This window comes from Rhodococcus sp. ACPA1, from assembly GCF_002300195.1.
GTDB classification, from domain to species: domain Bacteria; phylum Actinomycetota; class Actinomycetes; order Mycobacteriales; family Mycobacteriaceae; genus Rhodococcus_F; species Rhodococcus_F opacus.
Genome location: NZ_NSDX01000003.1, coordinates 728480 through 753221 on the forward strand (window position 1 = coordinate 728480; position 24742 = coordinate 753221).

General features: G+C 66.7%; 21 protein-coding genes and 1 pseudogene. 7 read left to right on the top strand and 15 right to left on the bottom strand.

The window, feature by feature from the left end; genetic code table 11:
- The first annotated feature begins 71 nt into the window (after nt 1-71).
- The 3 genes from CJ177_RS13895 to CJ177_RS13905 are packed head-to-tail and all read left to right on the top strand — an operon-like array spanning nt 72 to nt 3966.
- Complete coding sequence (locus CJ177_RS13895; protein ID WP_095867943.1) at nt 72-1562, top strand: APC family permease; 1491 nt, start codon at nt 72-74, stop codon at nt 1560-1562.
- Nucleotides 1559-3505, top strand: coding sequence for a primary-amine oxidase (locus tag CJ177_RS13900; protein ID WP_005250970.1), 1947 nt, complete (start codon nt 1559-1561; stop codon nt 3503-3505). Before CJ177_RS13895 ends, CJ177_RS13900 begins: the two co-directional genes overlap by 4 nt.
- Nucleotides 3506-3510: 5 nt before the next feature.
- Nucleotides 3511-3966 (top strand): hypothetical protein, encoded by a 456-nt coding sequence (locus CJ177_RS13905; protein WP_005250971.1) that lies wholly within the window; start codon nt 3511-3513, stop codon nt 3964-3966.
- A 9-nt stretch (nt 3967-3975) separates the two neighbouring features.
- Here CJ177_RS13905 and CJ177_RS13910 read toward each other — a convergent pair whose 3' ends face one another.
- Nucleotides 3976-4866 (bottom strand): alpha/beta fold hydrolase, encoded by an 891-nt coding sequence (locus CJ177_RS13910; RefSeq protein WP_005250972.1) that lies wholly within the window; start codon nt 4864-4866, stop codon nt 3976-3978.
- Between the two features lie 80 nt (nt 4867-4946).
- Nucleotides 4947-5858, bottom strand: a complete 912-nt coding sequence (locus CJ177_RS13915) for an amidohydrolase (protein ID WP_025433282.1) — start codon at nt 5856-5858, stop codon at nt 4947-4949.
- 78 nt (nt 5859-5936) lie between these two features.
- Between CJ177_RS13915 and CJ177_RS13920 the strand changes: the two genes are divergently transcribed.
- Complete coding sequence (locus CJ177_RS13920; RefSeq protein WP_095867944.1) at nt 5937-6755, top strand: alpha/beta fold hydrolase; 819 nt, start codon at nt 5937-5939, stop codon at nt 6753-6755.
- Here the strand turns inward: CJ177_RS13920 and CJ177_RS13925 are convergent.
- The 5 genes from CJ177_RS13925 to CJ177_RS13945 form a co-directional block, all read right to left on the bottom strand.
- Nucleotides 6730-7956 carry a cytochrome P450 gene (locus CJ177_RS13925; RefSeq protein ID WP_095867945.1) on the bottom strand — a complete coding sequence of 409 codons (1227 nt, stop codon included), beginning with the start codon at nt 7954-7956 and terminating at the stop codon, nt 6730-6732. The two genes, CJ177_RS13920 and CJ177_RS13925, sit on opposite strands and share 26 nt — an antisense overlap.
- A gap of 72 nt (nt 7957-8028) precedes the next feature.
- The gene (locus CJ177_RS13930; protein ID WP_095867946.1) at nt 8029-8862 is read right to left on the bottom strand and encodes an ABC transporter permease; all 834 of its coding nucleotides are present in this window, start codon (nt 8860-8862) and stop codon (nt 8029-8031) included.
- Nucleotides 8859-9815, bottom strand: coding sequence for an ATP-binding cassette domain-containing protein (locus tag CJ177_RS13935; protein ID WP_095867947.1), 957 nt, complete (start codon nt 9813-9815; stop codon nt 8859-8861). Before CJ177_RS13935 ends, CJ177_RS13930 begins: the two co-directional genes overlap by 4 nt.
- Nucleotides 9816-9845: 30 nt before the next feature.
- Nucleotides 9846-10691, bottom strand: coding sequence for a DUF4097 family beta strand repeat-containing protein (locus CJ177_RS13940; RefSeq protein WP_005250978.1), 846 nt, complete (start codon nt 10689-10691; stop codon nt 9846-9848).
- A 73-nt stretch (nt 10692-10764) separates the two neighbouring features.
- Nucleotides 10765-11280, bottom strand: coding sequence for a YlcI/YnfO family protein (locus tag CJ177_RS13945; RefSeq protein WP_095867948.1), 516 nt, complete (start codon nt 11278-11280; stop codon nt 10765-10767).
- Nucleotides 11281-11504: 224 nt separating this feature from the next.
- On the opposite strand from CJ177_RS13945, the gene CJ177_RS13950 reads away from it, so the two are divergent.
- Entirely contained in the window at nt 11505-12692 is a 1188-nt protein-coding gene (locus CJ177_RS13950; RefSeq protein WP_095867949.1) for a serine hydrolase, read from the top strand.
- A 39-nt stretch (nt 12693-12731) separates the two neighbouring features.
- Here CJ177_RS13950 and CJ177_RS48325 read toward each other — a convergent pair.
- Both CJ177_RS48325 and CJ177_RS13960 read right to left on the bottom strand, forming a co-directional pair.
- Nucleotides 12732-13058 (bottom strand): annotated as a pseudogene (locus tag CJ177_RS48325) (dihydrofolate reductase family protein); the annotation flags it as partial.
- A gap of 91 nt (nt 13059-13149) precedes the next feature.
- On the bottom strand, nt 13150-13827 hold the full coding sequence (locus CJ177_RS13960; RefSeq protein WP_005250982.1) for a GntR family transcriptional regulator: 678 nt from the start codon (nt 13825-13827) through the stop codon (nt 13150-13152).
- Nucleotides 13828-13988: 161 nt separating this feature from the next.
- Between CJ177_RS13960 and CJ177_RS13965 the strand changes: the two genes are divergently transcribed.
- A complete protein-coding gene (locus CJ177_RS13965) occupies nt 13989-15824 on the top strand; it encodes a CocE/NonD family hydrolase (protein WP_095867950.1) in 1836 nt (611 codons plus the stop codon).
- A gap of 34 nt (nt 15825-15858) precedes the next feature.
- Here the strand turns inward: CJ177_RS13965 and CJ177_RS13970 are convergent, their stop codons facing one another.
- The gene (locus CJ177_RS13970) at nt 15859-18213 is read right to left on the bottom strand and encodes an arylsulfatase (protein ID WP_095867951.1); all 2355 of its coding nucleotides are present in this window, start codon (nt 18211-18213) and stop codon (nt 15859-15861) included.
- A gap of 223 nt (nt 18214-18436) precedes the next feature.
- Here CJ177_RS13970 and CJ177_RS13975 point away from each other — a divergent pair, with 223 nt between their 5' ends.
- A complete protein-coding gene (locus tag CJ177_RS13975; RefSeq protein WP_095867952.1) occupies nt 18437-19576 on the top strand; it encodes a serine hydrolase domain-containing protein in 1140 nt (379 codons plus the stop codon).
- A gap of 20 nt (nt 19577-19596) precedes the next feature.
- On the opposite strand, the gene CJ177_RS13980 is transcribed toward CJ177_RS13975, so the two are convergent.
- The 5 genes from CJ177_RS13980 to CJ177_RS14000 form a co-directional block, all read right to left on the bottom strand.
- Nucleotides 19597-20505: an ABC transporter substrate-binding protein gene (locus tag CJ177_RS13980; protein WP_025433278.1), complete on the bottom strand. Its 909-nt coding sequence runs from the start codon at nt 20503-20505 to the stop codon at nt 19597-19599.
- An 11-nt stretch (nt 20506-20516) separates the two neighbouring features.
- Entirely contained in the window at nt 20517-21272 is a 756-nt protein-coding gene (locus tag CJ177_RS13985) for an ABC transporter permease (protein WP_061697250.1), read from the bottom strand.
- Nucleotides 21269-21919: an ABC transporter permease gene (locus tag CJ177_RS13990; protein ID WP_005250988.1), complete on the bottom strand. Its 651-nt coding sequence runs from the start codon at nt 21917-21919 to the stop codon at nt 21269-21271. Before CJ177_RS13990 ends, CJ177_RS13985 begins: the two co-directional genes overlap by 4 nt.
- Entirely contained in the window at nt 21916-23031 is a 1116-nt protein-coding gene (locus CJ177_RS13995) for an ABC transporter ATP-binding protein (protein ID WP_005250989.1), read from the bottom strand. Before CJ177_RS13995 ends, CJ177_RS13990 begins: the two co-directional genes overlap by 4 nt.
- Before the next feature lie 65 nt (nt 23032-23096).
- On the bottom strand, nt 23097-24593 hold the full coding sequence (locus CJ177_RS14000) for an aromatic amino acid ammonia-lyase (RefSeq protein WP_061697247.1): 1497 nt from the start codon (nt 24591-24593) through the stop codon (nt 23097-23099).
- Nucleotides 24594-24742: the final 149 nt, after the last annotated feature.

A 24742-nucleotide genomic window follows, 5' to 3' on the forward strand; every position in this document is an offset into this window, starting at 1 on the left:
CGCATGCTCGTCCCAGAGCTCACCGCGGAGCATCCACGCAGACCCTCTCCTCGTGAAAGTCGAAGGAAACCATGACAACCAACGCCCCCACGCACTCGAGTGCGGTCAGCGACGGCACCCCTCGCAGACTGGCAGGCACCCTCGGTCCGGGTGCCATCGTGTTCATGGTCGTCGCAGCGGCGGCCCCGTTGACCGTGATCGCCGGAACCGTCCCTCTGGGCATCGCAGCGGGCAACGGCGCCGCCTATCCCGCGTCCTACATCGTCTGCACGGTGGTACTGCTGTTCTTCGCCGTCGGATTCACGGCGATGGCCAAGCACCTCCCCGGCGCCGGCGCGTTCTACACCTACATCACGCAGGGGCTGGGCCGGCATGCCGGTCTCGGCTCCGCATTCCTCGCGCTGCTGTCCTACACCGCCGTCCAGGGCGCGGTGTACGGATACATCGGAGCCGCCGTCAACGATTTCGTCACCGCTCACGGCGGCCCCGAACTTCCCTGGTACGTGTGGGCCCTGGCCGTGACGGCCGTGGTCGCGATCCTCGGATACCGGCACATCGACCTTTCCGGCAAGGTGCTCGGCGTACTGCTCGTCTGCGAGGTCGGGATCGTCCTCGTCATCGACGCCGCCGTCATCGTCCGGGGCGGCGGCGACGAGGGATTCTCGACGGCGGCGTTCCACCCCGCCGAGTTCTTCTCCGGAGCACCCGGCATCGCCCTGATCTTCGCCATCGCCGGGTACATCGGATTCGAGGCCACCGCCGTCTTCCGGGACGAGGCCCGCGACCCGGGCCGCACCATTCCCCGGGCCACCTACCTGGCGTTGCTGGTGATCGGCGGTTTCTACGCACTGTCGAGCTGGGCGATGGTCAGCGCGTGGGGCGACGAGGGTGCCGTGGCCATCGCGACCGAGAATCCGGAGGGGATGATCACCGAGACCGCCACCCGCTATGTGGGCGCGATCGCCGGCGACCTGGTCCAGATCTTCCTGATCACGAGCCTGTTCGCCGCCCTTCTGTCCTTCCACAACGTGCTCTCCCGGTACATCTTCTCCCTCGGGAACAGTGCGGCCCTACCGGCGGGATGCGGCCGCTCGCACGTCAAGCACGCGTCGCCGTACGTCGCGTCGGTCGTGCAGACGGCGTCCGCTCTCGTCCTGATCGTCGCGTCCGCCGTTGCCGGACTCGATCCGGTGACCGAGGTGTTCGCCTGGTTCGCCGGTGTGTCCTCCGTCGGCATCGTCGCACTGATGACCCTGACCTCCGTGGCCGTCCTCGTCTACTTCGGCCGGACCCGGGTGGACCGGCGGGTGTGGAACACCGTGATCGCACCACTGCTCGGCCTCGTCGGCCTGGCCGGGCTTCTGATCATGACCGTCGCGAACCTTCCCCTTCTCGTCGGCGGGTCCAGCACTCTCGCCGCCGTGATCGGGGTCCTGCTCACAGGAACCTTCGCCGGCGGAGCGGCCGTCGCAGTACTCCGACCCCACGCCGCACGCCACGACACCGCTCTACCGCAGCACGACACGAACGACACCATCATCGACAAGGAGATCGCACGATGAGTACCGCCACCACCGAGACCCCGGCCACCGTCGGTTCCGCCGCCCCGGACCATCCGCTCACTCCGTTGTCTGCGGACGAGATCCGGTCGGCGAAAGCACTCCTCACCGACGAGGGGCTGATCGGCGAGAACGTGCGCTTCGTCTTCGTCGCACTCGCCGAGCCGCACAAGTCCACGGTCCTCGCGTTCACACCGGGCGACCCGATCGAGCGACGCGCCCGGATCCTGCTGCTCGATCGATCCACCGGCATCGGCACCGACCTCGTCGTGTCGGTGACGGAGAACCGCGTGATCAGCAGGGCCACCGTCGATTCCGCCACCGACGGCCACGTGCCGATCCTCGACGAGGAGTTCGAGGACATCGAGGCGTTCCTGCTCGGCAGCTCCGACTGGCTCGCGGCGATGGCCAAGCGCGGCATCGAACCGTCGAAGGTCCGGGCGGTTCCCCTGTCGGCCGGCGTGTTCGGTCACGAGGACGAGGTCGGGCACCGCATCGTCCGCGTCCTCGCCTTCCACCAGGAGGACAAGGCGGACCTGCCGTGGGCGCACCCCATCGACGGGGTCGTGGCGTACGTCGACCTCACCGAGCGTCGCGTCGTGAAGGTTGTCGACGAGATCGAGCTTCCCGTCCCAGCCGAGCGCGGCGAATGGAACGCCGAACCGCACGCCACACCCACCCGCACCGACCTCAAACCCATCGAGATCACTCAACCCGAAGGTGCCAGCTTCTCCGTCGACGGCAACGAGATCACCTGGGCCGACTGGAAGTTCCGCTTCGGTTTCGATGTGCGCGAGGGCTTGACGCTGCACCAGCTCTCGTTCGACGACGGGGGAGTGGAACGTCCCGTGATCTATCGTGCCTCGATCGCCGAGATGGTGGTTCCCTACGCCGATCCGTCCCCGGTTCGATACTGGCAGAACTACTTCGACCAGGGTGAGTACCTGTTCGGCCGGTACACCAACTCGCTCGAACTCGGCTGCGACTGCCTCGGTGAGATCCAGTACTTCGACGTCACGATCGCCGACGAGTCCGGTGACCCGCGCGTCATGAAGAACGCGATCTGCCTCCACGAGGAGGATTACGGCGTCCTGTGGAAGCACACGGACATGTTCAACGGCATGACCGAGACCCGCCGCTCGCGCCGCCTCGTCATCTCGTTCTTCCTCACCATCGGTAACTACGACTACGGGTTCTACTGGTACCTCTACCTCGACGGCACCATCGAACTCGAGGCGAAGGCAACCGGAATCGTCTTCACCTCCGCCTACCGCGGTGCCGACGGATTCTCCACCCAGATGGCGCCCGGGCTCGGCGCCCCGTTCCACCAGCACCTCTTCTCCGCCCGGCTCGACATGGCCGTCGACGGCAATGTGAACACCGTCGAGGAAGTGGATGCCGTGCCCGTCCCGATGGGCCCGGAGAACCCGTGGGGTAACGCCTTCCGCTGCCAGAAGACAAAGCTGACCACCGAATCCGAGGGGCAACGCACCGCCGACAACCTCAAGGCCCGGGTCTGGCACATCACCAATCCCACCAAGCAGAACCGGCTCGGTCAGGACGTCGGGTACGCGCTGCACCCCGAAGGTCAGCCGGTGCTCCTGGCGGATCCGTCCAGTTCGATCGCCTCCCGTGCCGCGTTCGCGACCAAACACCTGTGGGTCACGCAATACGACGAGTCCGAGCGTTATCCCGCAGGCGACTTCGTCAACCAGCACCCGGGCCAGGCCGGTCTGCCGACGTTCGTGGCGGGCAACCGGGACATCGAGGGCGAAGACCTGGTGCTGTGGCACACGTTCGGGCTGACGCACTTCCCCCGGCCCGAGGACTGGCCGGTCATGCCGGTCGACTATGCCGGGTTCACGCTCAAGCCGGTCGGATTCTTCGACCGCAACCCCGCGCTCGACGTGCCGGCGAGCACCGCGAAGCACTGCTGCGAAGGCTAGAAGTCGTGGCCGCCGTCTTTTCTCCGATCGCCCGCCGCACCAGCCACTGGTTGCGGCGGGCGGCCGCGGCCCTCGCGGTCGCCGCGGCCGGGCTCCACGCCGCGTCGCTCGATGAGCATGCGACGTCGTCGCCGATGGTCGCACTGGTGACCGCCGCGATGATCTTCGGATGCCTGTACTGCGCACGGCACCTGTGGATGCGTGGTTCGCACCGGGATTGGGGTCTCGTCGCGCTGATGAACGTCGGCATGATCGCGTTGCACGTCACCGTGATGAGTCCCGGTTCCGGTGGCGGCGGCCACCACGGGCACGCGATGCATGCGGCGGCGTCGGCTCCGATGGGTCATTCGATGTCGACTCCGATGGTGGCGGCGCTCGCGACGGCCGCACTCGAAGCGGTCGTCGCCGTGACGGTGCTGTTCTACCGGACTCGGCTCGACGCCCGAGAAGTCCTGGCCTGACGAGGAGCGTCAGTGTTCCGCTGGCGCAAGATCGTTCGCTACCAGCGCGAGAATGTCATTCGCGTGACTGACCGCAATGAAATGACCACCACCGCTGATCGGGTGCCAGACGGCGCCCGGGGTCTTGTCCGCTACCGTCTTGTTGATGATCTCAGGCACCAGGGTGTCGGCGCTTCCCTGCCAGAAGTGCACGGGGCGCGTTACTTTCGTCATGTCGAACGGCCAGGCCTTGTACAGCATCGTGGCGTCGGCGACGAGTCCGTCCGCGCCATGTCGAAAGCATTCGCGCCCTGCCCTCAGAAACGCGTCGAGGACCTTCTCGTCAGCCAGCACCTCCCGATCCGCGGTGCACGCCGACTGTGTGATCGCCTTCGCGTAGCGATCCGCGAAGTGTGTGGCACTGATACCGAGCACGTCGTACATGAGTGTGAAACCAGGGTGGAAGTGAAGTGCCAGGCGGCCGCCCAGCGCGTCGACGCTACTGAGATACTTCGCGGCCCAGTTCGATCCGAACGTTCCGTAATTGCCACCGGCGATGCACACGACATCGACCAGGCGTGCGGGGTCCAGATACGCGGCGGCCGCGAGGGCCCACGGTCCACCCTCGGACCAGCCGGTCACCGCGAATCGCTGTGCGCCGAAGGAGTCGGCCAGCAGCAGGAGGTCATCGGTCCAGCCTTCGAAGGTGCGACCCGGCTGAAGATCGGACCCGCCCATGCCCGGCCGGTCCGCGCACACGAATCTCAGTCCATTGGCCTCCGCATACGAATCGAACAGTTCGGCCTCCAGTCGGCTCGAGGGTCCCCCGTGGTTGTGCAGCACGAGTGGCCCGCCCGGGTCACCGGCTTCGAGATACGTGATCGTCCGGTCGCCGACCCGGATACTTCCCTCTCGCGTCACGTGGACTCCTCACAGTGTTGGCCGGAACCCGAAACTGGATTGGCGGCGTCGAAACTGCAGGTACTCCGATCTCCCTCATATTAGGCGTCACCGGCGGGCAGGCGGTACACCCGCCGTGCGGTTTCGCCGAAGAAGAGCGCTCGTTCTGTCGACGACAAGTCGCCGAGGGCTGCCTGGACGGTGGACACCATGGTTTCGGTATCCCACAGCAGATGGTCGATCGGGTAATGAGAGGCGAACATGCATCGCCCGGCGCCGAAGATGCTGAGCGCCGTCCGGATCCACTTACCGATCGCTTCCCGGGATGTTCCGAAAATGAGGGCGATTCCCTGCAACTTGAGGACGACGTTCGGAAACCGACTCACCGCCGTGAGGCGTTCTTCCCAACGGGAGAAGCCCTCGGCAGTGAGATCGACTGGCCAACCGACCGCCTCCAGCACGAAGGTGGTCTCGGGAAACGCAGCGATGAGCTCGTGAGTGGCGGGTAGCTGCTCGTCGTACACGAGCAGATCCCACACCAGCCCCGCATCGGCGACCTGCTCGAATCCACGCAACCAGGCCGGGTCCGACAGGTAGTCGCCGCGCGCACCCAGGCGCTTGATCGGATCGGCCGCCCAGTACAGCGGCTGGCGAACCGCCCGGACCACCGGGAGATCCCGATATCGCGCGAGAACGCTTGCGAGATCGTCTGAATCGAGTTGCACGGCCGCGATGAAGGCGTTCGGAACACCGACGCGGTCGGCGCAGTGCTGAATCCAGACGGCCTCCGCGACACCGTCTGCTGCACCGAACTCGCACGCGACCGAGGCCGTGACGGGCATCCCCTCGACCTGTGCCCGATAGTCGTGCGGCAGGTACCGGTGCGCGGCGTCGTAGTAGTTCGGGAGCAAGGCGGTGAGCGCGGGTTGGCGACTGTCGATCCACGGGTACACGAGGTCGGGCAGGTTGATGAAATGATGATGAGCATCGACGATGTCCACCTCACACAGCATATTTCAGTTGTCGACGGGGGACCGGGCAATTGGTCGAGCGAAGCTCGTGTGGTCGGCGTGGATCGTTAAGGTGTCGACATGAAGCGCCGGATCGACGAAGTCCTGGTCCATTACGTCGAGCACGGCGGCGGCGCGCCGCTCGTGGCTCTGCACGGCGTCGGTGTGGATCATCGTGAGATCGAGGCGGCGATCGAGGCCATCGTTCCCGGCACGGGATACCGGCGGATCTATCCGGACCTGCCGGGGATGGGCCTGTCGACAACCGACGGCCTGACCAGCAACGACGATGTGGTGAGGCTGATCGGTGACTTCATCCACAGCCTGGGCGCGGGCCCGGTGATGCTGGTCGGACATTCCTACGGCGCCTACCTGGCACGCGGGGTGGCCGCACAGCGACCGGACACGGTGCTCGGCCTGACGTTGTTGTGCCCGGTCACCGAGCGGTCACGACACGTGCCCGACCACGCCGTGGTTCGCCAGGACGCCGATGCCTACGACGAACTCGAGCGTGCGCAGTGGGCGGGTTTCGACGAGTACTTCGTCGTGCGCACGGCGGCCACTGCTCGCCGCTACCGCGACCAGGTGGTGCCGGGTACGACGCTCGTCGACGAGGAGGCGCTCGGACGTATCTTCGCCGGGTGGACGATCGACGTCGGGTCGAGCGCGTTCTCGGGGCCGACGTTGATCGTGGCCGGCCGTCGCGATTCGGTCGTCGGTTACGCCGACGCGGCCGAATTGCTCGAGCGCTACCCGCACGCCACCCTGGCCGTCGTCGACGACGTCGGTCATGCGCTCATGCACGAGCGGCCCGAACTGCTCGCCGCCCTGTTCGGCGACTGGTTGGATCGGCTGACGCGCTCGGCCGACGGTTCTACCGGGACGTTTCCGTCCAGGTGACCGGCAGTTCGTGGACGCCGTAGATGTTCATGTCGGTCCGGAGTTTCACGTCGCCGGCGGGGATGGCGAGCTCCAGGGTCGGGAAGCGGCGCAGCAATCCCTCGAAACCGGCGCGCATCTCGACGCGGGCCAGCTGCTGACCCAGGCACAGATGGACGCCGTGGCCGAGGGACAGGTGACCGCGGGCCTTGCGGCGGATGTCGAGGGTGTCGGGGTTGTCGAAGCGCTGCGGGTCGCGGTTGGCGGCCAGCAACGAGACGACGACCGTCGATCCCTTCCGGATCGTTTCACCGCCGAGTTCGATGTCCTCGGTGGCGTAGCGATAGAAGATGTCGGCAACGGACAGGTAGCGCAGGAGTTCCTCCACGGCATCGGGGAGCAGGTCCGGGTCGGCGCGCAGTTCCGCCAGCTGCTCGGGGTTCTCCAGGAGCGCGAAGGCGCCCAGCGCCAGCATGTTGGCGGTGGTCTCGTGGCCGGCGAGCAGCAACAGGAAGGCGGCACCGGTCAGCTCCTCGATGGTGAGGTCGTCGTCGCGGGCCAGATCGGACAGGATGTCGTCGCCGGGGGCGGCGCGCTTGCGCGTGACCAGTTCGGAAAGGTACGTGGTCAGTGCGATGTACGCGGCCATCTTCTCGTCGAGCGGCTGCTCCTTGACCAGGAACTTGGCGGAGTTGACCTGGAACGTCTCCCGGTCCGCGTAGGGGACACCGAGCAGTTCGCAGATCACCAGCGAGGGCACCGGCAGCGCGAACTCCTCGACCAGGTCGACCGGCGGGGTCAGGCGCGCCATCTCGTCCAGCTGCCGCTCGGCGACGTCGATGATGTGGTCTTCGAGCTGCTTCATGCGTTTGACGGTGAAGGCGCCGGTGAGTGTGCGCCGCAGCCGGGTGTGGTCCGGCGGGTCCATGGCGATGAACAGGCCCGGCACCTGCGGCGACGGCTCGATGGCGACGGGCATGCCGGGAGTCTCGTACGGCACGTGGAGAATGCCGATGTCCTGGCGGGAGCTGAACCGGGTGTCGGCCATGAGCCGGCGGACCGCGTCGTAGCCGGTGACGAGCCAGCCCTCGTGACCGTCGGGGAAGATCATGGGACTGACCGGGCGAGACTCGCGCAGCCGGGTGATCTGCTGGGGCGGGTCGAAGGGGCCCGCATCGCGCTCCATCGGGAGGCCGTACGGGACGGCGACCGTTTTGCTCATCGGATTTCCTTTCGTGACGGTTGGTCGTGTCGACGGTGGGTGCTGCTGACCGGTTGGCCCGGGGCCGTGCGGCTAACGCGAGTACTCGCGGTTGAAGAGCTTTTTCGACCAGAGGTATCCGCCGAGGGTGATGAGGGCGCACCAGCCGAGCGCGATCCATGCGTTGTTCCCGATCGGGGTACCCATGAGCAGGCCGCGCAGGGTTTCGATGATCGGGGTGAACGGCTGGTACTCGGCGAACCAGCGCAGCCCGGCAGGCATGGAGTCGGTGGGGACGAATCCGCTGCCGAGGAAGGGCAGCAGGACCAGCGGCATACCCACATTGCTCGCGGCCTCGACGGTCTTGCTCACCTGGCCGAGCGCGACGGAGAGCCACACGAGCGCGAACGTCACCACCACCAGGAACCCGGCAGTGGCCAGCCACGCGCCCACGCCGGCGGTGGGCCGGAAGCCGACCAGCAGCGCCACGCCGATCACGATCGCGACGCTGAGCATCGCCTGGATCACGCTGCCCAGCACGTGTCCGGTCAGCACCGAGACGCGGGCGATGTGCATGGTGCGGAACCGGGCGATGATCCCCTCGGTCATGTCCATCGCGACCGAGATCGCTGTCCCTTGCACCGCGGCCGTCACGGTCATCAGGATGATCGCGGGCACGACGTAGTTGACGTACTCGGCGCGCCCACCGGACACCCCGCCGAGCCCTGCGCCCAACGTGCCGCCGAACACGTAGACGAACAGCAGCAGGAAGACGACCGGCATCCCGACGAGCGTCACGGTCATCGACGGGTACCGCAGCATGTGATCGAGGTTGCGGCGCAGCATCGTTACCGAGTCGCGCAGCGGGTGGAACCGGAGGTCCGCCGGGGACGGCCCGGCGAGGGTGTGGGCAGGGGTGCTGATCATGAGGTCACCTTCTCGTTGTGGGGGTTGCCGGTGAGGGCGAGGAAGACGTCGTCGAGATCGGGGGTGGGCACGGACAGCTCATCGACCTCGATGGCCTCGTCGTCGAGCCGGTCGATCAGGGTTTTCAGCGAGCGGAGGCTGCCGTCGCTGGGCACACGGAGGGCGAGCGCGTCGGGGTCGCGCGAGACCCGGTCGAGGACGCGCTCGGCTGCTTCGAGGCCGCGCGGGTCGGCGAACTGCAGGCGGACGTGGCTCCCGGGGATGCGGCGCTTGAGCTCGTCCGCGGTTCCCTCGGCGACCAGTCGGCCGTGGTCGAGGACCGCGATCCGGTCGGACAGTTCGTCGGCCTCCTCCAGGTACTGGGTGGTCAGGAAGATGGTGACGCCGGTGGCCACCAGGTCCCGGACGATCTGCCACATGGCCCGGCGGCTGCGTGGGTCCAGGCCGGTGGTCGGCTCGTCGAGGAAGATCACGCGCGGGCTGCCGACCAGGGTCATCGCGAGGTCGAGCCGCCGCCGCATGCCTCCGGAGTATGTCGAGACCGGCTTCGAGGCCGCATCGACCAGGTCGAACTGTTCGAGCAGCTGGGCGACGCGCCGCCGGCCGTCGCTGCGGGCGAGGTGGTGCAGATCCGCCATCAGCAGCAGGTTCTCCCTGCCGGTGAGCAGGTTGTCCACCGCCGAGAACTGGCCGGTGACACCGATTGCGGCGCGCACCGCGTCGGATTCGCGGGTGAGGTCGTGGCCGGCGACCCGGGCATCACCGGCGTCGGCGCTGATCAAGGTGGACAGGATGTTGACGGTGGTGGTCTTCCCGGCGCCGTTCGCGCCGAGCAGGGAGAAGACCGTTCCCTGCGGGACGGTCAGATCGATGCCGTCGAGCACGACGTGGTCGCCGAACGACTTGCGTAACCCGGTCACCGCAATGGCCGGCTGAGATTGCCTGGTGGTCATGGTTTCCCTTTCTCGAGGGCCAGAAGTGGATCAGGAACGGCGGATCGTGATGCCGCCGAACGAGGTGTGCGCGCGGACCTCGACGGTCTCGTCGGACGCCTCGGGCCGGGTGGTGTTGTCCAGCAGGTTGCGTACCTGGCCGAACTTGGTGTTCACCTCGAGCCAGGCGGCGGTGCCCTCGGCGATGCCGATCTCCAGGTCGCCCATCGCGGTCCCGAGCTCGACCGAACCGCGCGCCACCTCGCCGAGGCGAATGCTGCCGTTGGACGTCTTCGACTCGACACTCGCGCCGGCGCGGTCGACGGAGATGTCGCCGTTCGCCGAGCGCACGTGGACGTCGCCGGTGACCGCGGCGATCGTGGTGTCACCGTTGGAGTTCTTGACGATTGCGGAGCCTTCGATCTCGCCGATGCGGACCTTCCCGGAGCCGGTGCGAATTTCGGCGTTGCCCGCGACGCCGTCCGCGGTGACGTGACCGGCCGCGGTGTCCACACGCAACGGACCGGTCTGCTCGAGCCGGACGTTTCCGGCGGAGGTTTTGAACCTGCACTGCCCGAGCCGGCCCGTGCCGCTGACGTCTCCGACCTGCACCTCGCCGGAAACCTGCGAACCGCTGGGCAGGTCGATGGACAACTCCACCGACCTGGATTTGCGGGAGAAGTCGAGAGCGCGCGCTTTCGGCCCCACGACCTGGAGCACGCCGTTCGCGTAGTCGACGCGGACCCGCTGGGCGGCTTGCACATCCGACTCATCGGATGCGTCGCTCGGGAGTACGTCGACGGTGGTGTCGGTGCGGTCGCTCGCGGTGATCCGCACATTGCCGACACCGAGTTCGAGCGTGACGGAAATCGGTTCGGGTGTATCGAAATTGGGCACAGCTGTCCCCTCAGGTTGAGTAGGTGACACATCCCCGCAGGTCGGGGACGTGGTGTGGTGGAAGGCGGTGTGGCTAGCGCACCCAGCCGGTGAGGCTCTGCTTGGTCTGTTTGCCGCGCTGCTGGGCGTGCTGGACGCGGTCCGGTTGCTGCAGCGCGGACGAAGCCGCGCGGACCAGCCAGGCGTTGACCGAGCGCCCCTCCTTGGCTGCGGCCTCCTCGACCGCGGCCTTGAGCTGTTCGGGGAGGCGCACGTTGATCCGCGCGGTCGGGCCGTCCTCGGTGATCGGTGTGCCGCTGTCGGCCGGTGCCGCATCGTCCTCGGCCGCTTCCTCGATCGGCTCGGCGGGCCGTGCGGTCACGACGAAGTTCGGATCGCGTCCGCGCAGGCGCAACTCCACCGAGCCCGGGGCCAGATCTTGGGTGATCTCGTCTGTGGCGGCGGACAGCGCGTCCAGCAGCGTCATCCGGATCGCCGACTCGAGCGACCCGGTCAGGCGCTCGACCAACGCACGGGATTCGTCACCGCCGGCTTCGGCGAGGGTGGCGAATTCACGTCCGAGGTTGCTCACATACGGTGTCAAATCCATGGTGCCATCGTGGCACAGGTATGGCACCAACGCAAGGGTTTGATGGCTCAAAAGTGGTGCTATGTGGCACCATTTGGCGCCGCTCGGATGAAAGTGCTGGTTATTGCCCCTCGACCAGTCGATCAGATAATGGCCGGAACGTCCCTGGGCGGCGACAGTCTGCACTTAGGATCCAAGTGAGCAGCGACTCCCACTCGACCTCTGCGTACGAAGGGATCGACCCCATGAGCTTGTCGACTCGTAGCCGGCTGCGTCGAACGGCCGCCGCGCTCAGCATCGTTCTTGCCTTTGCCACCGTTTCTTGTGGATCGGACGATCGCAGCGGCGAACAGCAATCAGCGGAGCACGGTCCTGACGTCGTGCACACGGACGATCCCGAGGCCGACAAGGTCGTCGATATCGTTCGCGACAAGCTGACGGAGCTCGATCTCAGCGGCGCCGTATTCGGCGTATGGCGCGGCGACGAGGAGATCGCCGCCGGGGCGGTGGGGGAGTCTCCGCTCGGCGTTCCCGCGACGCGTGACATGCAATTGCGAGTCGGCCAGCCGATGGAACCGATGCTGTCGACAGTTCTGTTGCAGCTGGCCGAGGCCGGAACGCTGAGCCTGGACGAGCCGATCGCCAAGTGGGTGCCCGACTTTCCGCGCGCCGACAAGATCACTCCGCGGATGCTCGCCAACAGCACCACCGGCATTTCGGACTACGTGACGAACCCCGATTTCCTGAAGATCTTCTACGCCAATCCGATCAAAGGCTTCACGTCTCAGGAGATCTTCGATTTGGCCAACGCCCGCCCGCCGCTGTTCGAACCGGGAACCAGCTTTGCCTACGCGCACAGCGACCTGTGCCTGCTCGGTGTGGTACTCGAAAAGGCGGCGGGAAAGCCCTTGGGCGACCTCCTGAAGGAGCGGATCTTCACGCCGCTGGGGATGGACGCGAGCAGCGTGGTGCTGACACCCCAGATGAGTGAACCGATCCTCCACGGTTACACCAACGAACGGGGCGTCTTCGAGGACTCCACGTTCTGGAATCCCACCGCGTTCCTCAACAGCGGCAACATGAATTCGACAGTGGCCGATGTCGCTCGGTGGGTTCGTGCGCTCGGCACCGGCGAACTCCTGTCCGACACGGCGTTCACGGAGATGATGGCGGACAAGACCGCCGGGCTGGGCCCGCTGACTGCCGACAAGTACTTCGCCTTCGGAACCGTTCACCTGGGCAGTTGGCTGCTCATGAACCCGGCATTCGGGGGCTACAACGGCATCGCTCTCTACGAAACGGAGTCGAAGACCACGATCGTCGTATACGCCACGCTCGGACCGACGGCCAACGCAAACACCAATAACGCTGTGCCGATCGGCAAGGATATCGGTGCCCTCCTCTTCCCCGACAACCCGCCGAAGGTGCCCTGATCGAACCGGCACCGGCTTGGTCGCCGGACCGTCCGCGGTCTACTGCGACCTTCGCCAGAACAAATGGTGGGTCACACCACTGGGGCTTGGAATGACTTCGAGGTGGAACCGGTCACGCAGCTCGTCGGGCGATTCCCAGAGTCGCACCCCGGATCCGAGTTCGACCTGCGAGACCACCACATGCATGGTGTCGACGAGGTCGGCGTCCAGGAACTACCGGATCGTGGTGGCCCCGCCGCCGAGCCGGACGTCCTTGCCCTGGGCCGCATCCCGCGCCTGATCGAGGACCGTTGCGGGGTCGGCGTCGACGAAGTGGAACGTGGTGTCGCCGAGGGTGAACGACGGACGGGTGTGGTCGGTCAGCACGAGACGGTGAAGTTCTGGACTCTCAGCAGCTGATTCACTCGGTGTGTCCTCCCGCGCTCTCGATCATCGGTGAAATCCGTTGTCGCTTCCGCTAACCGGCATCCTGTTGAGCGGCGAGTTGAACCCTGATCCGCGACGTCGCGTTGATCAACGACTCATTGTTGACGGCGGCCGCGGCGTCGGCGTCGCCCTTGCGGGCGGCCTCGACGAGACGTTCCTGGTACCTCCACAACGAGTCGTCTCCCGCCGTGTCCAGGGTGCCCTGCGCGCCGACGATCTTGTAGGCGCGGCAGTGCTGCCACAGGGTACGGATGGAATCGACGAGCACGGGGTTTGCTGCCGCCTCGTAGAGAATGGTCAACAGTGCCTCGTCGTGATCGAGAAGCGCTACTACCCGCCGTTCGGTGATGGCGGCCCGCATGAGTTCGTACTCGGTCTGCATCCGGTCGACGTCGGCGGGGCTGATCTGCTGCGCGCCCAATCGTGCGGCCTCCACCTCGAGCAACCGGCGCACGTCGTAGACATGCACCAGTTCGGCCAGGGTCAGCCCTTTGACGACCGCGCCCTTGTGGGGGACGCGCTCGGCCAGACCGGCTTCTTCGAGCCGTCGGATCGCCTCGCGCACCGGCATCACGCTGGTGCCGACCTGCGCGGCAATGTCGCGAATGCGCAGGCGGGAGCCGGCAGGCAGATCACCGTTCATGATCGCCTCGTGCATCGTCTCGTAGACCTGGTCGGTCAACAGGGACGTTTCGGCTCGCTTCGTCATGACCACAGCTCAAATATAAACCGCACGAGGGGCGCAGCCGGGTGCCAGACGACCTGCGCGAGTCTGCGAGCCGCGGTCCAGACCGGTGCCGCGACACACCGGCAGCCTGAGTTGGTCGTGCGTCCAGAGCGCTTACGCTCGTCGGAGGTGCTCGGGGCGGAGTGACGGACGGCGGGTGGGCTGTGAAACACAGGGCGCGTAGATCAACTCTGGCGGTGGTGACGGCGGCGGCCGCGGTACTGACACCGATCGCGGCGTCGGCTCCGGCGACAGCCGATCCGCTCGGTTTCACGAAGACCACGCTCCATTTCCAGGTTCTCGTCGGACCGAACCGCGACGAGCCGTGCGACGTGATCGGCGACGTGTACAAGCCCGACTCGGCCTCGGCGTCGAATCGGGTGCCCGCCGTCCTCACCACCAACGGCTTCGGTGGCTCCAAGAACGATCAGGCCGGTATCGCCTCGTTCCTCGCGTCCCGCGGTTACGCGGTGCTCGCGTACTCCGGGCTGGGCTTCGGCGGTTCCGGCTGCAAGATCCACATGGACAATCCCGAGTACGACGGGCGGGCGGCGAGTGAACTGGTGAGCTTCCTCGGTGGACGCGACGGGACGGCGTTCGTCGATCCCGCGCACACCGTTCCCGTCCCCGGTCTCGACTACGTGGTGCAGGACGCGACCGCGCACCACGGCCTCGCCGAGGCCGACGACCCGCGGGTCGGGATGGTCGGCGGTTCCTACGGCGGCTCCGTGCAGTTCGCCGCGGCGTCGGTGGACCCCCGGATCGACACGATCATCCCGATGATCACGTGGAACGACCTCAGCTACTCGCTCGCACCCAATGGCACCGCGCAGACGACCGGGGTCAGTACGTCGGTTCCCGGTGCGTCGAAGGTGCTGTGGACACTCACGTTCGGTGCCGTCGGTGTCACCAACCCGCGGGCCGAAGGCTACGTCTCGGACCCGGCGCGGGCGCTGGGCTGCCCCAACTTCGCGAACACCGCGTGCCCCGCGCTGGCGCAGTCCGCGGTGCAGGGCTACCCGGACCCGGGGTCCGTCGACTTCCTGCGCCGCTCCTCCGTGGTGTCGTATGCGGACCGCGTGCGGATTCCGGTGTTGTTGATGCAGGGGCAGCAGGACACTCTGTTCGACCTCAACGAATCGAAGGCGACGTTCGAGACGCTGAAGGCGCAGGGCAACGACGTGAAGATGATCTGGCACAGCTGGGGGCATTCCGATCTCACTCCAGCCGAGGGCGAGATCAACATGAAGGATCCGAACCCCGACACCCAGTACGAGACGGGCCGGATGGTCGACTGGTTCGATCACTATCTGAAGGACAGCGGGGTCGACACCGGGCCGGTGTTCAGCTACTTCCGCAGCTGGGTCGACTACACCGGCAACGCCGCACCCGCGTACGCCGAGTCCTCGGATGTCACGGTGGGGCGGGACTATTCGCTCTACCTCTCCGGTGACGGCGCGCTCACCGACCGTCTCGACGGCATCGTTCCCGGCGTTCGGACATTGAACACCCTGCCGGGCGGGCTCCCCACCGACCGGGAAGCGCCGGACACCCGGCCGGACAACCCGGCCCCGCAGGGTGTCATCCCCGGAACCGTGGTCGAGTGGTCGTCCGGTTCCCTCGATGCGCCGTTGGACGTGGTGGGTGCGCCGACGCTCGACGTCCGCGTCACCGCCGCACCCGCGGTCGCCGGTGTCGAAGACGCGGTCGTGGTCTTCGCCAAGCTGTACGACGTGGCACCCGACGGCACCGACACACTGATCAACGGACAGGTCGCACCGGTGCGCATCGTGGCGCCCGGTGAGCCCGTGCAGGTCACGATGCCGGCCATCGTCCATCGCTTCGACGAGGGGCACCGCGTTCGTCTCGAGGTGTCCGGCGGTGATCCGAGCTTCCGGGGCGGGCTGGTGCCGCACCAGGTCACGATCGCCGCGGGCGACCCGGGTCAGGTGCTGGTGCTGCCGGTGACCGGCAGCTGAGACCCGGGTTCGCCGTGCGTGCAGCGCGTCGGAATCACTCGCGCATGAGCATCAGGGCGGCTTCCCGTTCGAGATCGAGATACGGTTCGCCGCTCACGTCGATCGCGACTCGGTCGATCGTGCCACCGGTGAAGCGGTGGGGTGATTCGCCGGGGTAGTCGTCGGTGATCGGCTCGCCCGGGTGGCGGCCGACATACGCCCCGGCACCGGCGATCGCGAACGCACCGAGCTGCGTCTTGATGCGACCCTCTCCGACCTTTCGGTCGGCGTGGAACAGCGACAGGATCCCGGTGGTGAACGTGGGCTCCTGCCCGTCCTTGTCGAAGGAGGCGGACAGGATCAGGTCCGTTCCGGTGGGAATGTCCTCGGAGCCGACGATCATCTGTTCGTCGCTGCCCACGAAGTTGTTGACGTAATGCAGCCGGTTGTTCTTCACATACAGTGCGTGGCCTCCGAAACGGGAACCGATCGCGAAGAGGACGCCCTCGGCTCCCGGCGCCGGGACGGCGACGAGCGCGCCGATCACGAACGATCGGCCGCGGGTGTTGACTGCCTGCCACTCGGACACGGCGGCGACGTCCGGGTAATAGACGTATCGGTTTCGGGCCGCTGTCAGTTGGGGCCGGGGCGTGCCCATGATCTCGACGGCTGATCGATCGTCCAGTGGGAACGCCCCGTTCGCACCGGCTTCTGCGAACCAGATGTTCACCATCTCCCGCAGCTTGTCGGGATGCTCCGCTGCCAGGTTGTGCACTTCGGCGCGGTCGACGTCGGTGTGGTAGAGCTCCCATTCGTCGTCGTTGAAGTGTCCCCATCCTGCGATGGTCGGGTGTGTCGTGACGGCCTTCCAGCCTTCGTGCCAGATCGACCGCGAGCCGAGCATCGAGTAGAACTGCGACTTCCGCTCCGACGGCGAGGACTTGTCGTCGATACTGTTCCGCATACTGACGCCGTCGAACGGGCTCTGGACGTGGCCCTTGATGGTTTCGGGGGCATCGACCCCGAGGAAGTCCAGGATCGTCGGCACCAGGTCGATCGCGTGATGGTACTGGTCCCGGACCTCGTCCCGAGCCTTGGTTCCGGCCGGCCACGAGATGATGCATGGGTCGGCGGTTCCGCCGTTGAACTCGTAGCGCTTCCACATCTTGAACGGGGTGTTGAACGCCATCGCCCAGCCGTTGGGGTAGTGGTTGTAGGTCTTGGGTCCGCCGAGATCGTCGAGTTTCGAGAGGTTCTCGGCGAGGTCGTCCGGGATGCCGTTGGCGAACTTCATCTCGTTGACGGAGCCGTTCGGGCCACCTTCCCCGCTCGCACCGTTGTCGGAGACCACCACGATCACGGTGTTGTCCAACTGATCGTTGTGCTCCAGATAGTCGAGGAGGCGTCCGATGTGATGGTCGGCGTGGGCCAGGAAGCCGGCGTACACCTCGGCCATCCGCGCAAAGAGGCGCTTCTCGTCGTCGTTCAGCGTGTTCCAGGGGCGGGTGTAGTCGAGTTCCGGGAACGGTTCGCCCGTCGGTCCCGACCGGGTCTCGGGAGTGCCGATCGGGTTGATCGGCGGAAGTTCGGTGTCGGCCGCGACGATGCCCATTTCCTTCTGACGGGCGAGGGTCTGTTCGCGGATCGCGTCGTAGCCCATGTCGAACTTGCCCGCGAACTTCTCGATCCATTCCTTCGGGGCGTGGTGCGGCGCGTGGCACGCGCCGGGCGCGTAGTAGAGGAAGAACGGCTTGTCCGGCGCGATCGCCTTGGCGTCCTTGATGAACTCGAGTGCCTTGTCGGTGACGTCCTCGGTGAGGTGGTAGCCCTCCTCCGGCGACCGGGGCTGGTCGACCGGATGGTTGTCGTAGACCAGATCCGGATACCACTGGTTGGTCTCCGCGCCGAGGAAGCCGTACCAGCGTTCGAAGCCGCGCCCGCTCGGCCAGTTCCTGCGGGTGGCGGCCAGGTTCATCTCGTCGGTCGGGCACAGGTGCCATTTGCCCACCATGTAGGTGTTCCAGCCGCGCTCGGCGAGTATCTCCGAGAGCATGCCGTTCTCCGGCGGGATCGTCCCGCTCGCGTTGGGGAATCCGATCGCGGCCTCGGTGATGCAGGCCATGCTGTTGCGCGTGTGGTTGCGTCCCGTCAGCAGGCACGAGCGCGTGGGCGAGCACAGCGCGGTGGTGTGCCACTGCGTGTAGCGAACACCCTTGGCGGCGATCCGGTCGATGTTCGGTGTCTCGATCGGCCCGCCGTAGCAGCGCATCGCGGAGAAACCGACGTCGTCGAGGACGACATAGACGACGTTGGGTGCGTCGGTGGGCGCCTGGGGTGGTTCGAACGGGGACCAATCCGGAACCGAGTCGCGGATATCGACGTTGACGATACCCCGAAATGGCTTGCCCATGGCAACGTCTCCTCACCTGTAGTCCTGGGTCTCAGCGTCGACCGCCGGACCGCCCGGAACCTCACCCGACACGGGTGAACCCGGTGAGCACCCGACCGGCGGGACCTCGCGAGGATGAACATCGAAGTGATTGACATCACATGTGGCCCTGGCCCACACTGGAACCCTCAATTGAACCCGATGTCAAGATCAATTTGCGTCGGCTGGTGGAGAGGAACCGCAGGTGACCAAGCTCGGAGGAGTGTGCGACAAGCGCTTCACGGCGTTGCAGGAGGCCCTGAAGGACAATCTCGACTCCGGTGAGGAACTCGGCGCGTCGATCGTCGTGACCCTCGACGGAGATCCGGTGGTCGACATGTGGGGCGGATGGTCCGACACCGATCACGCCACCGAATGGGAGCGCGACACCATCACCAACGTATGGTCGTGCACCAAGACGGTCACCGCGCTCGCCGCACTGATGCTCGTCGATCGCGGACTGCTGGACGTCTACGCGCCCGTCGCGAAGTACTGGCCGGAATTCGCCGCGGCAGGCAAGGAACACGTCGAGGTCCGCCATCTCCTCTCGCACACGTCGGGTGTCTCGGGATGGGATCAGCCGATCACGGTCGAGGACACGTTCGACCTCGCCGGGTCGACGAAGCGACTTGCCGCCCAGGCGCCGTGGTGGGAGCCGGGCACGGCGTCCGGATATCACGCGCTGAACTACGGCCATCTGATCGGCGAGGTCGTCCGCCGAATCGACGGGCGCACGCTCGGCCGTTTCGTCGCGGAGGAGATCGCCGGACCGCTGGGGGCCGACTTCCACATCGGACTGGACCCGTCGCAGTTCGGCCGGGTGTCGAACGTGGTCCCGCCGCCGCCGCTGCCGATCGACCTGGCCTCCCTCGACCCCGCCAGCGTCATCGTCAGGACGTTCACCGGCCCCGGACCGGACGCGTCCGCGTCCTGGTCCGACGAGTGGCGCAAGGCGGAGAACGGCGCGGCCGGTGGTCAGGGCAACGCCCGGTCGCTCGCCCGGATCCAGTCCGTCGTGGCCTGCGGGGGAGAACTCGACGGCGTCCGCCTGCTGTCGCCGGACACCATCTCCCTGATCTTCGAGGAGCAGTCGAACGGTGTGGATCTGGCTCTGGGGCAACCGATTCGATTCGGCATCGGTTACGGACTGCCGACGCCCGTGTCCGTGCCGTTCGTCCCCGAGGGACGCATCTGCTTCTGGGGTGGCTGGGGCGGCTCGCAGGTCGTCGTCGACACCGAACGCCGGATGACCATGACGTACGTGATGAACAAGATGGGCCCGGGACTTCTCGGCTCCGACCGGACCGCCCAATACGCGACGGCGACGTTCGATGCGCTGAGGTGACGCGCCCGCCCGGGGCGTGATCAGGACGCCAGCCCCTTGTCCTCCAGCCATTCCCGGGCGATGTCGCCCATGTCCTCGAGGTCGGCCACCCGCTGGTTCATCTCGATGAGATCCTCGGTCGTCAATGCGGCCGACACGTCGGCCAGGACGCCGCGGACGTCGTCGCCTGCCTTGTTCTCGTTGATGATCGGGGTGATGTTCTCCGCGAGGAACAGGTGCTTGGTGTCCTCGAGCGCCACGAGGTTCTCCGAACGCATCGCCGGGTCGGTGCTGAACACGTCCGCCACCTCGATCTGACCGCTCAGCAGGGCGTTGAGCGTCAGGGGACCGCCGGCGTCCAGTGCCAGGAACTCCTTGAACGTCAGGCCGTACTTGTCCTGCAGGCCTGCGACGCCGTTCTCCCGGGTCTTCCACTCGGGCGGGCCGCCGAGGGTCAGCTCGTCGGCGTGGGGCACGAGGTCCTCGATCGTCTCGAGCGAGTACTCGTCCGCGGTCTCCTGCCGGACCGCGAGAACGTCCTTGTCCTCGGCGGGGGACGGTTCCAGTGCGACGAGCCCGGCGGGCAGCTTGGCCTTGATCTCCGCGGTCACCTCGTCCGACGCGGTCGCGGTGGTGGCGCTGTCGAGGTATTGGAGCAACGCACCCGAGTATTCGGGCAGCAGGTCGATGGAGCCGTCCCGGATGGCCGGGACGTACACCTCCCGGCTCCCGATGTTGAGCTTCTCGGTGACGTCGATGCCGTTCGCGCGCAGCGCCTCCGCGTAGATCGTCGCGATCAGCTGGCTTTCGGGGAAGTCCGCGGAGCCGACGACGATGGCGCCGTCACTGCTTCCGCCGTCGTCGGACGCCAACGGGTCCTTGCCGATCCCGCATGCCGTCAACGACATCAGGGTGGCGCCGGTCAGCGCGACGATCAATGCCTTCTTCATGATGATGTCCTTCAGATCAGCGAGGGCTCGGGAGCGGATGTGGGTCGGGCCGCGACTGCGGTGTCGTCGGAACCGGATTGCTTCGTCGCGACGCTCCGGACGCGTCGCGTCAGACCGGGTGAGACGACCCGAACCGTGAGGAATCCGATCGCCAGGTCGAATGCGAGCGCGAGGAGGGACACGAGGACCGCTCCGGCGGCCATCTGCGCGTAGTCGCTCTGCGCCTTGCCGTCGATGAGGAGACGTCCCAGTCCGCCCAGCGAGATGTAGGCGGCGACGGTCGCCGTCGAGACGATCTGCAGCACGGCGCTACGCACACCCGACAGCATCAGCGGCAGCGCGCACGGCATCTCCACCTCGGTGAGGATGCGCATCGACCGAAACCCCATACCCCGCGCAGCGTCCACGGCGGCCGGGTCGACCGAGCGAATGCCCGCGTACGTGTTGGTGAGAATCGGTGGGATGGCCAACAAGACCAGCACGATCAGGCTCGGAATCAGATAGGCCAGCTTGGTCGAGAACGACGGCGCGATGACGAGCACCAGCAGGATCAGCAAGCCGATGGTGGGAAGGGCGCGCAGCGAGTTGGCCAGACCCGCGACGACGACCGCGCCGCGACCGGTGTGCCCGATGTACAGACCGAGCGGAACCGCGATCAGCGCCGCCGCGAACAGGGCGAGGAACGTGTACATCAGGTGCTGGAGGAGGAGGGCGGGAATACCTTCGGGCCCGGTCCAATGAGCACCGTCGAGTAGAAAGTCGATCATGATGCGACCACCTTCGGGGTCCACGGTGTGAGTAACCGATTGGCGAGCACGATGAGCAAGTCGAGAACCAGCGCCAGCAGCAGGCACAGCGCGATACCGGTGATGATGGGTGTGTAGAAACGCAACTGGAAGCCCTGGGTGAACAGTGACCCGATCTGCGGGATCCCGAGCAGCGCGGCGAGAGAAACGAGGCTGACGTTCGACACCACCGCGACGCGCAGTCCGGCGCAGATGACGGGAACGCCCACCGGCAGCTGGACTTTCAGCAGAGTCTGGTAGGGCCGGTAGCCCATCGCCGTGGCGGCGAGCACCGTCTCCTGCGGCACCGAATCCAGGGCGTCGGCGATGACGCGGACGAGCAGGGCGACGGTGTAGATCGTCAGCGCGACGACGATGTTCATCGGATCGAGGATCTTCGTTCCGAGGATCGGCGGGAGCAGGACGAACAGCGCCAGCGACGGGATCGTGTAGAGCAGGCCGGCCGTGCCCACCACGTAGGGGTTGATCCGGCGACTGCGATGCGCCAGCCAGCCGATCGGCAACGCGACGATCACGCCGACGACGAGCGGCACGAGCGAGAGCAGGATGTGCCAGCCGACCAGTTCGGCGATGCGATCGGACTGGCGGCCGAGCCATTCGATGTTCATCGGGCCATCGCCTCCGTGGCCACGAGATCCGCCGACTCGATCGCCGCCACCGCCGCGTGTGCCGTCACGGTTCCCACGAGCACACCGTCGCCGTCGACGACGACACCGCGTTTGCTGGGTGCGGACAGGGCGGCGTCGAGTAGGGCCCGCATCGTCCCGTGCGCATCGGCGACCGTGCCACTGAGATTCACGTCGTCCGGGCGAATGCGGTCGACGACCTTCGCCGGTTGCACCCAGCCGATCGGCTTGTTCGCCGGGTCGACGACGAGCAACCAGTCGTCCGTGGTCCGCGTGCGGGCGTCGGATGCCGAATCGCCTAGACGGGCAACGGGTTCGGTGACCGTCTCCACGCGGCCGTCGAGGTTCGAGAAACCCAGCGAACGGTAGCCGCGGTCGCGTCCGACGAAGTCGGCGACGAACTCGTCGGCGGGTTCGGTCAGCAACTCCAGCGGCGTCGCCGACTGCGCCAGGATCCCGCCGGTCCGCAACACGACGACCTGGTCGCCGAGCTTGAGGGCCTCGTCGATGTCGTGCGTGACGATGATGATCGTCTTGCCGATGTCCTTCTGCAGTCTCAGGAATTCGTCCTGGAGCTGGCTCCGGACCACCGGGTCGACAGCGCTGAACGGTTCGTCCATCAGCATGAAGGCGGGGTCCGCGGCGAGGGCGCGCGCGACCCCCACTCGCTGCTGCTGGCCACCCGAGAGCTGCCACGGATACCGGTCCGCGAAGTGCGCCGCGAGACCGACCGTCTCGAGCAGCTCCATCGCCCGGGTTCGGGCCTCCTTCTTCGTCTTTCCCAGCAATCTCGGCATCGTCGCGACGTTGTCCACGATAGTGCGGTGCGGGAACAGTCCGGCGTGCTGGATGACGTACCCGATCCGCCTGCGCAACAGCGCCGGATCCATGTCCGCCGTGGATTCGCCGTCGAGGGAGATGGTTCCGGAGGTCGGTTCGATCAGTCTGTTGATCATGCGAAGCGACGTGGTCTTGCCGCATCCCGACGGCCCGACGAGTGCTGTGATCTTCCCGCTCGGGCACTCGAGGTCCAGTTCGTTCACCGCTGTCGTGCCGTCCGGGTACGCCTTGGTGACTTTGTCGAATGTGATCATTCGCGTGCTACTTTCGTGTAATCCGAGTGGTGACACACTCGGAAGTTCGGTGTCGTGGGACTGCTTTACCGAGTTGCGTCTTTCTCCGGATTCGGCATCTGTTCCAGAAACTTCACCGCTGCTTTCAGGTCGTCGCTCAGAGGACGGTCGGTCGTCCGCGGGTCCAGGCACCTGCGCGCCCGGTCGAGGTACGCGCCGAGTTCGGTTGTGGTGTCGAGTTCGTGGTTCTGCTGGCCGAGGGCGCGTACCGCCGAGATCAATTCGCACGCGAGCACGATGCGGGACTGGGCGAGGATGTCGGTGAGCTGGGTGGCGGCCTGCGACGCGAAGCTCGCGTGGTCCTCGGTTCCGCGGGAGATCACGGTGTGTCCGAGAGACCCCGGCGCCGCGGCCATCCGGATCTCGGCGATGGCCGCGGACGTCGTGTACTCCAGCAGCATGGTGCCGCTGCTGCCGGCCGGACCGTCGGCCAGGAACGGCCGGAGTCCGGTGACCGCCGGATCCGAGAGATTGGCAAGCCTGCACTGCGACAACAGCGCTGCGCTCGACAGCGCGAGTTTGGCCTCGTCCACGGCGAGGGCGATCGGCATTCCGTGGAAGTTCCCGTTGTGGAACACGGCGTCGTCCTCGACGGAGATGAGGGGGTTCTCGGAGGACGAGTTCATCTCGATCGCGAGCGTGCCTCGCAACCGCTGCAGCGCCTGCCACGTCGCCCCGAGGATCTGCGGCAGGGCGCGGAACCCGTAGGAATCCTGCACGCGGGCAGCCTGTACGCGGTGGCCCGCGAGGAGTTCCCGGACCCGGCCGGCCACCTCCTCCTGGCCGAGGTGCCTGCGGGCAGCCTGCACTCGGGCCGCGAACGGCTCGACGGAACTGCGCGTCGCCAGCAGCGACAGCACGCCGACGATCAGCGAGTGCTCCAGCCAGTTCGCCACGCTGTCGGTGGCCGACGCCGCGAGCGCGACCGTCATCGCGTTGGTCGAGATCAGAGGGAGTGCGTCACCCTGGTGTGCGGTCCACCGGGTGACGAACCGACCGTCCCGCAGCGGTGCCTCGCCCATCAACCCGAGCGCGATCTCGGAGAACGCGCTGAGGTCGCCGGTGCCTATCGCCCCGCGAGCGTGCACGGTGGGCTGTTCGTCCGCCGCGACGGCAGCGATCAGCGCGGTCACGATGTCGGGGTGCAGACCGGATCCGCCGTTGAGAATCTGATTGACGCGAATGATCATGGCGGCTCGGACGACGTGATCCGGCAGCGAGGGGCCCGAGCCGGTGGCGTGGCTGCGGAGAAGTCGAAGGTCCTGGTCGACGCCGCCGGAGACGGAGGTGTCCCGGTTGCCCCCGACGCCCGTGGTGCGTCCGTAGATGGGCTGCCGTTCGGCGATGCGCACGGCTGTCTCCCACGAACGGCGTGTGTGGTCGAGTGCTGCGGGGTCGGGCTCGATCACGATCGGCTCCCGGGCGAGCGCCGTGAGTTGGTCGACGGTGAGCTGGGCGCCGTCGAGCACCACCGGAAGGGGCGGGTGCGGTTCCTCGGTCGAGCTGGAATCTCTCCGGGTCATCAGAACTCCGTGATCGATGTGGTGTGCCTCACTCTTCGAGATGTATAGTCCTGTATATACCGCGGCGTGTCAACCGTCAGTTTCTCGTCATGACCTCCATCGCAGTACCGCCGCGAGCGGCTGGTATTCCGGCTAGGTCAACCTCTCAC

Bases quoted from the DNA above. Each gene is read 5' to 3' on its own strand.
- CJ177_RS13900 (WP_005250970.1), top strand. From the start codon at position 1,559: ATGAGTACCGCCACCACCGAGACCCCGGCCACCGTCGGTTCCGCCGCC.
- CJ177_RS14000 (WP_061697247.1), bottom strand. From the start codon at position 24,593: ATGACCCGGAGAGATTCCAGCTCGACCGAGGAACCGCACCCGCCCCTT.
- CJ177_RS13960 (WP_005250982.1), bottom strand. From the start codon at position 13,827: ATGACGAAGCGAGCCGAAACGTCCCTGTTGACCGACCAGGTCTACGAG.
- CJ177_RS13990 (WP_005250988.1), bottom strand. From the start codon at position 21,919: ATGAACATCGAATGGCTCGGCCGCCAGTCCGATCGCATCGCCGAACTG.
- CJ177_RS13995 (WP_005250989.1), bottom strand. From the start codon at position 23,031: ATGATCACATTCGACAAAGTCACCAAGGCGTACCCGGACGGCACGACA.
- CJ177_RS13950 (WP_095867949.1), top strand. From the start codon at position 11,505: ATGAGCTTGTCGACTCGTAGCCGGCTGCGTCGAACGGCCGCCGCGCTC.
- CJ177_RS13970 (WP_095867951.1), bottom strand. From the start codon at position 18,213: ATGGGCAAGCCATTTCGGGGTATCGTCAACGTCGATATCCGCGACTCG.
- CJ177_RS13980 (WP_025433278.1), bottom strand. From the start codon at position 20,505: ATGAAGAAGGCATTGATCGTCGCGCTGACCGGCGCCACCCTGATGTCG.
- CJ177_RS13925 (WP_095867945.1), bottom strand. From the start codon at position 7,956: ATGAGCAAAACGGTCGCCGTCCCGTACGGCCTCCCGATGGAGCGCGAT.
- CJ177_RS13915 (WP_025433282.1), bottom strand. From the start codon at position 5,858: ATGCTGTGTGAGGTGGACATCGTCGATGCTCATCATCATTTCATCAAC.
- CJ177_RS13920 (WP_095867944.1), top strand. From the start codon at position 5,937: ATGAAGCGCCGGATCGACGAAGTCCTGGTCCATTACGTCGAGCACGGC.
- CJ177_RS13945 (WP_095867948.1), bottom strand. From the start codon at position 11,280: ATGGATTTGACACCGTATGTGAGCAACCTCGGACGTGAATTCGCCACC.
- CJ177_RS13895 (WP_095867943.1), top strand. From the start codon at position 72: ATGACAACCAACGCCCCCACGCACTCGAGTGCGGTCAGCGACGGCACC.
- CJ177_RS13930 (WP_095867946.1), bottom strand. From the start codon at position 8,862: ATGATCAGCACCCCTGCCCACACCCTCGCCGGGCCGTCCCCGGCGGAC.
- CJ177_RS13985 (WP_061697250.1), bottom strand. From the start codon at position 21,272: ATGATCGACTTTCTACTCGACGGTGCTCATTGGACCGGGCCCGAAGGT.
- CJ177_RS13935 (WP_095867947.1), bottom strand. From the start codon at position 9,815: ATGACCACCAGGCAATCTCAGCCGGCCATTGCGGTGACCGGGTTACGC.